This window comes from Adhaeribacter sp. (assembly GCF_057359045.1).
Genome location: NZ_JBMQUD010000018.1, coordinates 24,782 through 34,677 on the forward strand (window position 1 = coordinate 24,782; position 9,896 = coordinate 34,677).

Sequence of the window (9,896 nt, forward strand, 5' to 3'; positions counted from 1 at the left end):
TCTTGGCACCCTCAGAATTAAATCAGTCCTGCTGTTAAGCGCACTTGCTTCATAACAATACTACTGCTTAATGCCAAATTTTTGCAAGTCAGCATCAATGCGCTGGTTCCAGTCGGCTTGCGCTATTTGGTTTATACCGTGGCTGGTTTCGCTGTCGTATTGTTCCTGCAAACGAGTCATTTCGCGCCACGAATCCAGAAATTGGTTCTGAATAATGCTATTATAGTCGGCTATCGTTAAGTTCTCGGGCTTAATTTTTTGCTTAAACCGCTCGGCTATTAATTTGGCAATATCAAAATGCCGCTGTTCGTGGTTTAGTCCGTAAGCATCGCGGCCAGCTCTGGCCCAAGAGGCATCCCTTACCACAAATACTTTTATGGTAATAGTAAGCTGCACTACGCCGTTAACGGTTTTACTTTCGCCTTCGTAAGCAAAACTCGGGAAAACGGCCGCCGAGAACCGGCCGGGTCGGGGTTGTGCCCGAAAATCGTTCCAGGTTAAAGGCTTATTGGGGTCATAAAAAAGCGTATCGGGGTCGTTGGTGCGCGCAAAATCTTTAAAAGATACTTTTAACCGCTGGGCCAACGCCTCCTGAAAATCGGCATTGCGATCCATCCAGGTATTTAAAAATTTAAGCGCATCGGTAAGCGATTGCCGAAGCGTAGGCTCTACTACGGTTAGTTGGTTGGCCAGGCGGCTGTAACGGGCTCCTCCCCTATAATCTACCGATTTTACCGTTTTGCCTTCGTTCCGGATATCAAAAGCCATGGTAACTGTAACCTGGCCGTTTACCCGGCCGTTGGGCCCCGCGGTTTCCTGCACTTTTACCTCTTTTAACCGCACTACTACCGGGCGCAAAGCAGTATTGCGCCGCAAACCTTGCCGGATAAATTGTCGCAAAGCGTTTAAACCACCGCCTTGTAAATCTACGGGTTGGGCAGCGGCGGGCTTGCCGGGTGTAATAACCGGCGGTATCAGGTACGTTACGGCTTTGCGGTCGGCACGTTCGTCTACTACTTCGGCTATATAAAATTCTTTGGGTACAATGGGTAGCGGCTCCATTTTCAGGGCAATAGCGGCGGGTAATGCCGGTGGTTGGCTTTGTGCGGCTACCAATAATAGCACCAGCAAAAAAACAATTGCGCCGCCCATAAAACGGGTAAAAATAATCCGGCGTGTGGGTAGCCGGTTTGGCTTTAAAAATGGAAAGTTCTTTATAGATGGCGTCATGAAATTATTTCCGGAAACAAATGGCTTAGGTTGTTTTATTTAGATTCGCCAACTTAAAAATCAGCCGGTACTTCTAATGGCTATTCCGTTTGGTAGCTGAACATTTAAGCGTTGGTTCTGGTTCACCGGCATTGGCGGTCTAATAAAGTGCAGGTATAAAATACTTTAAACCTAAATAATTTACATACTACCGGGTGTTATAATTTAACTATAAACAGCAAATTTTAAAAACAAACAATAAGTTAATAGCAGGGTTATTTAGCTCAAAAGAATAGTGCAAATTAAATCCTCAGAGACAACATGACTTTACTGTTAGCGGCAAGAAAATATTTATTTATTTTTAAATATTAGACTATTTATATGTATCTTTGATAAGCGCTTTTACGTTAAATCAGGGGCCTGTTTTTTTAAGGATGAGGTGTCAAAAACAAAGTGCGGTATAGCAACGGTATATTATTTGTAAGCAAATGCGCCTAATAAGAATAATATGTTTTTAAATAAATAAATTAGCTAAGTACAATTACATGAAAATTAAACAAATATTGCCGATGGCCTTGTTGGCTTGGTGGGGTTTTACCGCTTGTGATAATAATAAAGACGAAAATGGCTCAGCCAAAGTAAAAATAAGTTTAACCGATGCGCCTGGCGATTATGCCGCTGTGAATGTAGATGTCATTGGCATAGAGATACACCGCGAAGCCACCGATAGCGAATCAGGTTGGGAAACGCTTACTTTATTAAAACCGGGTATTATTAATTTGCTCGATTTGTCTAACGGGCGGCAGCTTTTGCTGGCTAGCGCCGATTTACCGGCCGGCAAGATTTCACAAATCAGGCTTAAATTAGGCAACCAAAATACCCTGGTACTAAAAGACGGACGTACTGTTGCTCTTAATACTCCCAGCGGGCAAACTTCTGGTTTAAAACTGCAAATAAACCAGGAACTTAAAGCCGACGTAACCTATGAGATTTTGCTGGATTTTGATGCGGCTAAATCTGTTGTACCACGTGGTAACTCCGGCCAGTATAATTTAAAACCTGTTATCCGGACAAATACCCTGGCTGTAAAAGGCGGTATTCGGGGTAAGGTAACGCCAGCGGCGGCTAAACCGGGTATTTTGGTAATTAGTGCCACCAACGATACCATTGCCGGTGGGTATACCGATGCCGCTACCGGCGATTTTTTAATTAAAGGCATTAGTGCCGGTACTTACCAAGTAGAGTTTAGCGCAGCCGCACCGTATAAATTAAAAGAAAATCGTACCGTTACAGTAACCAACGACAATATTACCGATATGGGCGCGGTAAGTTTAAGTAATTAAGGTTATTGGGTAAATACAGCATTTAATAATAGTCGGCCAAGCGTTTCTTCCACCAAACGGGGTATTCTGAAAGAATTTTATCGGCCGCGAATTAGAAAGAATTTTATCGGCCGCGAATTAGTCAGATGCTTCCTGAATGATGTTTATTTAATGGAATAGACTTTATTCTCTTCTAGGGAGAAATCTTTTTGCTTACTGGGGGTGGTTACCCGTATATAAAATAAAAGCGGGCGTTTTGCCGGGCAACTAAGCGCCCAAAGGCGAATGCCCGCTTTTATTTTTCCTAAGCTTTAAACTAAGAATATACTACCTGGCAACGCTCCCCGGCCAGTTTAGATAGCTCCTGCTCTACGGGCAAACTGGTTTTGGCGTGGTTAAATTCTTCCTGCGAAAGGGCTTTTATTTCTTTGCGCTTAATGGCTTCTAAGAACCGCCGGGCTTCTTCGCGGCTCTCTATAATTAGGCCGGGTACTTGCGTGGGTTTGTTGGTATCGTCTTTGGCTACCATGGTAAAGTAAGAGGTATTGGTATGCTTTACGGTACCGGTTTTCACGTTTTCGGCAATAACTTTTATGCCCACTACAATAGAGGTACGCCCCACGTAGTTTACCGAAGCCATTAACGATACCAGGTCGCCTACTTCTACCGGCTGCAAAAAATTAACCCCATCTACACTTACGGTTACACAATAATTGCCGGCGTGTTTGGCCGAGCAGGTATAAGCCACTTTGTCCATGAGCGAGAGCAAAATGCCGCCGTGTATTTTGCCGCCAAAATTGGCGTAAGCAGGCACCATAAGTTCGGTTAAAGTAGTTTGGGAATAGGCTACCGGGCGGAAATCGGGCAAAATCATACAATTACTTCATTGGTATACGCCGAAAGATAATCAATTAACCAGCTAATTGGTTATATTTTAGTATACCGGCTACTTAGCGGTTAATCAATATTTTTTTGCCCGGCGCTATTATGCTGCCGTTGGCACTTAAGGCCCGCAGGTAATAAATTCCGGGTTTTAAATGATTAATTTGTAGAGTAGTTTGTTTTTGCAGTGGTTGCTGCAGCATTATTTGGCCGTCTATGCCATAAAGCTGCACGGCGGCTTCTTGTTCCCAGCCCGATAAGCTTACCTGTAGTTGTTCCTGGGCCGGTATGGGAGCCGCTAGCAAAGCCGGTGCTTGCCCTCCCCTGCCTGCAACTGCTATCATCGGCGATGGTTGCGGGTGGCCGTTAAAATCTAGTTGCTGAAGCTGGTAATAAAGTTGTCCGGCGGGAGCTTGGGTATCGGTGTAACTGTAATTTTGCGGCGTTTGCGAATAACCTTTGCCATTTACAAAACCAATATTTTCCCAGGTTTGGGCATCGGCGGTTTTCCGGAGAATGGTAAAACCGGCGTTCTGCGTTTCAAGGGCAGTTTGCCAGCTTAATTTTACCCCATTTTTATCGCGTTTAGCCGCAAAATGCATTAGTTCAACGGGTAGCGCAATACTGTTGGTTCTAATCGCAAAGTTAGACGGGCCGGTAAAAGTAATGGCTAAAGTGCCCGCAGTAGCATTATAATTATACTCGGCAATATTAGCTCCTACTACCACAGCTGGCGGCTCGGCCAAGGCTAAAGTAAGATTGGTTTGCCGGCTCACGTAACCTTCGTACTGCGTGAGGCTGTTTTGCTGCAGGCTAATATCGGCCCGGCGGCTGGAATATAGCACCTGGTTGCCGCCGTAACTGACCGAGGTGCCCTGCTCTACAAAAGCTTGCGCAAAGCTATCGGTTGCATCTACCGAGAAAAAAGTAAGCAGTCCGTCGGAAGTAACCGGCTGGGGTAGATTATTATTGGCGGAGGTAGTAAAGCTGGTATCGGGTTGGGCCCAGGCCAGGTCTTTGTAGCCGGTGTCGGTGGCCGCTAAACCGGCCGTACCGTCGGTGCTGGTAGTAGTAACTGTAGCTGCCTGGTTGGTATAAGGATATAATAAAGCTAAAAACTGCGTTTGTTCTACCCCGTTTTTTTGTACTTGTAAGGTGGTGTGTTTCTCTGATTTGTTGTAAGCCAGTTCATGAATATTGGTGTTTTTTGCGTAAGCGCTGGCGCTGCCGGTGGCCGTAACGTGGGCTTTTAGCGAAACCCCGTTTTTAGACCAGGTGCCGGCCTGTTGCAGACTTAAATTATCGGTAAAAGTACCCGTTGCCGCCGTGCCGCCTTCCAGACCGTAGCCGTGCAACTGCCAAGTGTAATTACGGGCCGCTGAGGCTTTTACAAAATCGGCGAGTAAGTAATAATTCTTCCGGACAAAGAGCATTTTTCGGGTAATTTCGGCACCCTGATAAGCGGTTTTTACTTCGCCGTAGGCCAGTTGTTTGGTGTTAAAGGTATTTTGGATAAAAGCTTCGGCATCGTTGGTGGTGCCATCGGTTCCCATAAGCGGGCCCTGGCCGTCTACTAATATTAAGTTATGGTTAATGGCCTGACCTACCGAGTCGCGGCGGCCGGAACTGAGGTAACCGGCATCCAGGGCCAGCAATTGGCCTTTGGCATGCAGAATAAAGCTGCTGGCATCGCCGTGGTTGTGGCCGCCACTAACCGTTTGGGCTAATCCATTTTTGCCGTACAGGTGCAGGTAATTGGCCAGACTATCGTTGCCGGACCGGAAAACCAGGTTGCCGCTTTTGGGTAGTGCCGTTAAATTATTGTGGCTGGCCGGGGCTGGTGTAATATTGGCAGCCAGGTAAGCGGCCCGCATATCTACGGTTAAATCGCGGAGTTGCGCATTTAAGGTATTTAATTGCGGCGGGGTCAGGTTTCTGAGGGCCAAAGGATGCACGTACTGGCTTTTACCGGTTAAGGCCAGTTCGGGCAGGCCCATATCTAGGTAAGAATCTTCCAGAGCCGGATAACGGCCATCGGGCATGAGAATAGCCGAGGTCCATTGGTACAATAAATCGTATTTGGGGTCGTGGTAAGGATTGCGAATGCTGCGCCGGACGCTTTTAAACGTGTACGAGCGATACCCATCGGGTATAAAGTTGCCCATAGCCCGGATAAAAGGCAAACAATTTAAAAAAGCGTATTTAAAATAATACGGGCCTTCGGCATACCCCGCCACGGCCGTAGAATCAGACTGCCGCCGGGCATCGCGCCACAAAATATTATCCAGGTTGTACAGGCCGTTGCTAATCCAGTTTTGCGGTTGTAAGTTGGCGGTGGTACTGGTGGCATCGTTTAAAACAACGGCTGCTAAACCCAATGCCGAGGCCGTCATGAGGGCGTGGTTATTTTTTACGCTGTTGTAAAAAGTAAAACCCATGAGGCTGGCTACCGACTGGCCGTATAAATTACCGGCAAACTCCTGTAGTTTGGTTTTGCTTAAAGTCAGGCTGTTGGCGGGTACGCCGGCACCGCGCAATAAATCGTAGGCTACCATGTAATCAATCAACTCTTTAGAGCGCAATTGCCAGTTGGTGTAAGACGGAAACGTTTCTACGGCGGTATTAATATTTTGGAGCAGCTTAATTGTTCTGTTCGTTAAGGTATCGCGTTCTGAGGTAAGTAAAGTAGTTAAACCGGCGGCCGGGTTGCGGTCGAGCAAGAGCACAAAGGCGGTGTTTTTGGCAAAGGTAGCCCGGGCCCGCCGGTCGTCGGCGGTGCTGTTACCGGCCGGCGGATTGGTATTAATGCTGTGGTACAGACCGGTGTAAATAGCTAAATGCGTGGCATTGGTTTGCAAAGTTTGGCGTACTGCGGGTACTTCGCTGGCCTTTAACAAAGTGCGGGGGTAACTAAAATCTGCACCGGCCGGTTGCCAGCTTCCGTCTGTTTGTGCTGCTGCTTCCGACCCCAAAAACCAACAAAAACAAAGCAGCGCGATATAACTTTTCAAATACATCTTCGAATTTAAGCTGCCATAGGCTTAAATTCCAAATTTTAGATCAAGTTATATAATCCGGAAAATAAAGTTGTTTGGTAAAGAACAATAAAAATTATAAGAATACAATTTCGGTGATAAAGTCCTGCCCTACTTCCTCGTTTATTAATTCAATTACGCGGCTCTTAGACATATTTAGCTCGTGCTTTAACGGGGCCGAAGTAAGGTTGACAAAAAGCTTGCGATCCTGAAAATACAATTCTTTTGTTTTAAGGGCAATGGCTTTCCCCATGATTTTTTCCCAGCCGGCAATTACCTGCGTTTGCGTAATTTTGCCCTGAATCCGGTAAGCTTTAAGCAAATCCTGAATGGTATCTTTCAAAGGTTGAATATCGGCTTTGCGGCTGTTGATACTGTTTTTATTCAGGTAATTATTTTTGTTTAAGTAGGCCACGGTTTTTAGGGTTAAAATTAAAGCTTAACAGTACGGGTTGTTTTATCTTATCAGCATACGGCCACGCCGGCAAAATGCCGATGTGGGCATAAAATACAAGAACAAAAATAATTGCCTGGCAGAGGCTTACTTTTGTTCGGGATGTTAAACTTACGGAAATTTAATGACTTAAGCCGGCCTGATTTTAATTGTCATTTTATTTTAAAAAGTGCCGGGCCGGCTAAAACTTTTAATGCTTTTACTAACAATATTTTACCGGCCCTGCTTTTAAAAAGAAGGCCACGGTTATTTTAACAGCAAATTTATTTCTCTTATAAGTGCCGTTTGCTCACTGGGGCGTTCGGCATCGGCATTGGCTACTTTGCCGGTTTTATCAATGAGCATATACCGCGGTATACCGCTAATCTGGAATTGCTGACTTAATAACGCGTATTCGTCTTTGCTAAGCAGGTAATGTTCGCCTTCTATGGCATTTTTCTTAATAGTTTTTTGCCAGGAATCTTCGGCGCACTCTACCCCCAAGTACAAGAATACTACATCTTTGCCCGCCATTTCCTTTTTTAGTACCTTGGTATTAGGCATTTCACTCATGCAAGGGCCGCACCAGGGTGCCCAAAAATCAACATACACTACTTTGCCAGCGTACTTATTTATTAAAGACTCAAGCACCTGGCTTCCGTTTGTTTTAAGCGGATTAATGACGTTTGCCGTGGTCGGGAAACTGCCGGCTAGCTGGTTTTTTAAATTATCATTCTGTTGCTTTAGGGCTGTTAATATCTCCGGAGTCTGAATGTCTCGCTGCAAGCGGGCGAGCTCTTTTTCCGTCAGTACCTCATTCCGGGAGAATGTGCGGTTGACCAGGCGGGCCGTAAAAATATCTTTACTAAAGCTTGGCTGGTCCGTACCCGCTATTTTATGCAGGGCCGCATACTGGTATTTGTCCTGCTGGTAATTTGCTATACTAGAGAAAACCTCCTGAATAACCGCACTATACTTGTCTACCACCGATTTTATTTTTAAAGTATCGGCCTTCGACAAAGTAGCTTTTTTAAGTTCTTTGTCTTTTAAAAAAGCTTCATCGGCCGGCTCAAATTTAAATCCGGCTCTTTTAGCCGAATCAATTACCGCCGTTATGGAAATACTTTGGAAGTTTGGTTTGCGCGGCCCGTTGGCATAAGCAGCATAACCTGTTTGTTTTATAAAAGCAGAATAGTGATCCGTGATTACATTCAGTGGATTATTAAGCGAAAGCAGTTCCCGGAAAGCCAGGTATTCATCGGTTAAAGGCACTTTCTTGGGATCTTTCAGCCAACTATATCTTAATAAGTCTTCGGCAGCGTGGTAAGTTATGGCCTGTTCTTGCTGTTGCAGAAACCTTTTACCCGCCTGGTGTTGCCGGGTATACGATCTTAAATAAGAAAGCTGCTTTTCCATTATGTCCAGCCGGAAATTTCCGTAGGCCTGCTGGTCCAGTTGTTTTCGCTGGTCTTCATCCATAAAAAAATGGAATATTTTATTCAGGTTATAAGCAAAATCGTTTATCTCGGTATTGAGCATGCCTTCGGTACCCATAAATAAAATATCGGGCCGGGACTGTAGTTTAGCCAGGAAAGTTTTAATATGGTTAGGGCTGGTTTCCCGGTTAATATTAATCTGCATCAGAACGCTGCTTCCCGGTACGGCAAAAAACGAGGCCATATCATTTCCGTATTTAAACATGATTTCCTGCGGGTTCAGGAGTGGAAATTCGGTGGTAAAGCGACCCAGGCTGTCCAGTTCTACAGCGTAAACCTTTTGGTTATCCTCTAATAAAGGATTGTAGATTACCTGGGCGTATTTGTAATTATCCTGGCGTGGGTTATAACCGTTTAGCACCCCAGATAAATAAAAATTAGCCGGTTTAATAATTGGTAGCTTAAAGCCGGTGGTATCGTAGTGGGCGTAATCGGGCGCGTCGGTCCGGGTTTGGGTATAAGTTACGGCATCTTTTTCAGTAGCGCCAATTTTAACGTTTTTATCGCGGGTAAAACTTACATAAACCTTGCGCTGGCTATCTTTATTTTTTAGCAACAGTTCCAGGCTATTCTTTTTCTGTTTTACAATGGCATACGACCAGAATTTGCCGTCGGCTACCGCATAGTGCGGGGTAAAGCCGTACTGCCAAGCATTGCTTTTAGGCGAAAGCCAGTTGCCCAGCAGTTGCGCCGGTAATTTTTGCTGCGCCTTTACCGGGGCGTGCATCAGGAAAGCCAAAACCAGAAAGAGTAGCAGGTGTTTCATACAGAATATTTTAAAGCAGCAGCAGGCCAAGTCCTGAAAGTAAAGGGTAGTTAAATATATGCAATTATTTCAGACTGCACATAAATACTTCAGCGGAGTTTTGCTTACCTATTTTGGGGGAATGCCGCGGTTTAATAGCTGGTTAGGCCTTGTCCCCCAGCCTCTTCTCCGCCAGGCCTACGATTAGAACACAAGACCTGCTTCCATCCTGTTCTACTGCAGAATGCCAAAAGCTTACTCCCAGATGCTTGCTTCCTGAAGAATTTTAAAAGCATCTATTGTTTAGAATGTAAAGTAGGTAAAAATTATGGTGATGCAAGCTGCCTGTAAAGCCTTTTAACCAACAGTTCTTTTCAAGCTGATGGATAAGATGGATTATTTTAGCCTCACAGGCACTTTTACACTTCTGTCCTGATTGTAGGCCCTGAGGAGATGTATACAGGGTGAGGCGTGGCTTTCATATTGGTTTAATAATTTATATATCAAATACTTATACTCTGATAAAAAAATAAAGTAAACTTTTTTAAAATAATGTATGTATATACATTAAATGTATGTACATTTGTATCGATAATTATTTACTGGTAAAAAATTTAAAAACTAAAAAAACAAAACTATGTCAAGTATTAAATGGGCAGTAGACCCGGCACACAGCGAAGTACAGTTTAAAGTAAAACACCTGATGATAACCACCGTAACGGGTTACTTCGAAAAGTTTAATGTAGAAGCCGAAACGGAAGACGAGCAGTTTAC

The 9,896-nt window shown here is 44.7% G+C and carries 7 protein-coding genes; 2 read left to right on the forward strand and 5 right to left on the reverse strand.

The window, feature by feature from the left end:
* Positions 1 to 60: 60 nt before the first annotated feature.
* On the reverse strand, positions 61 to 1,230 hold the full coding sequence (locus tag ACO1R6_RS03450) for a hypothetical protein (protein WP_486262210.1): 1,170 nt from the start codon (positions 1,228 to 1,230) through the stop codon (positions 61 to 63).
* Between the two features lie 524 nt (positions 1,231 to 1,754).
* Between ACO1R6_RS03450 and ACO1R6_RS03455 the strand changes: the two genes are divergently transcribed.
* Entirely contained in the window at positions 1,755 to 2,552 is a 798-nt protein-coding gene (locus tag ACO1R6_RS03455; protein WP_486262211.1) for a DUF4382 domain-containing protein, read from the forward strand.
* A gap of 295 nt (positions 2,553 to 2,847) precedes the next feature.
* Here the strand turns inward: ACO1R6_RS03455 and ACO1R6_RS03460 are convergent, their stop codons facing one another.
* The 4 genes from ACO1R6_RS03460 to ACO1R6_RS03475 form a co-directional block, all read right to left on the reverse strand.
* A complete protein-coding gene (locus ACO1R6_RS03460; RefSeq protein ID WP_486262212.1) occupies positions 2,848 to 3,405 on the reverse strand; it encodes an acyl-CoA thioesterase in 558 nt (185 codons plus the stop codon).
* A gap of 76 nt (positions 3,406 to 3,481) precedes the next feature.
* Entirely contained in the window at positions 3,482 to 6,424 is a 2,943-nt protein-coding gene (locus tag ACO1R6_RS03465) for a heparinase II/III domain-containing protein (RefSeq protein WP_486262214.1), read from the reverse strand.
* Between the two features lie 100 nt (positions 6,425 to 6,524).
* Positions 6,525 to 6,863 (reverse strand): DciA family protein, encoded by a 339-nt coding sequence (locus tag ACO1R6_RS03470; protein ID WP_486262215.1) that lies wholly within the window; start codon positions 6,861 to 6,863, stop codon positions 6,525 to 6,527.
* Positions 6,864 to 7,148: 285 nt separating this feature from the next.
* The gene (locus tag ACO1R6_RS03475; RefSeq protein ID WP_486262216.1) at positions 7,149 to 9,143 is read right to left on the reverse strand and encodes a TlpA family protein disulfide reductase; all 1,995 of its coding nucleotides are present in this window, start codon (positions 9,141 to 9,143) and stop codon (positions 7,149 to 7,151) included.
* A 616-nt stretch (positions 9,144 to 9,759) separates the two neighbouring features.
* Between ACO1R6_RS03475 and ACO1R6_RS03480 the strand changes: the two genes are divergently transcribed.
* Positions 9,760 to 9,896: YceI family protein (locus ACO1R6_RS03480; protein WP_486262217.1), on the forward strand; the 137-nt coding region annotated here is incomplete at its 3' end.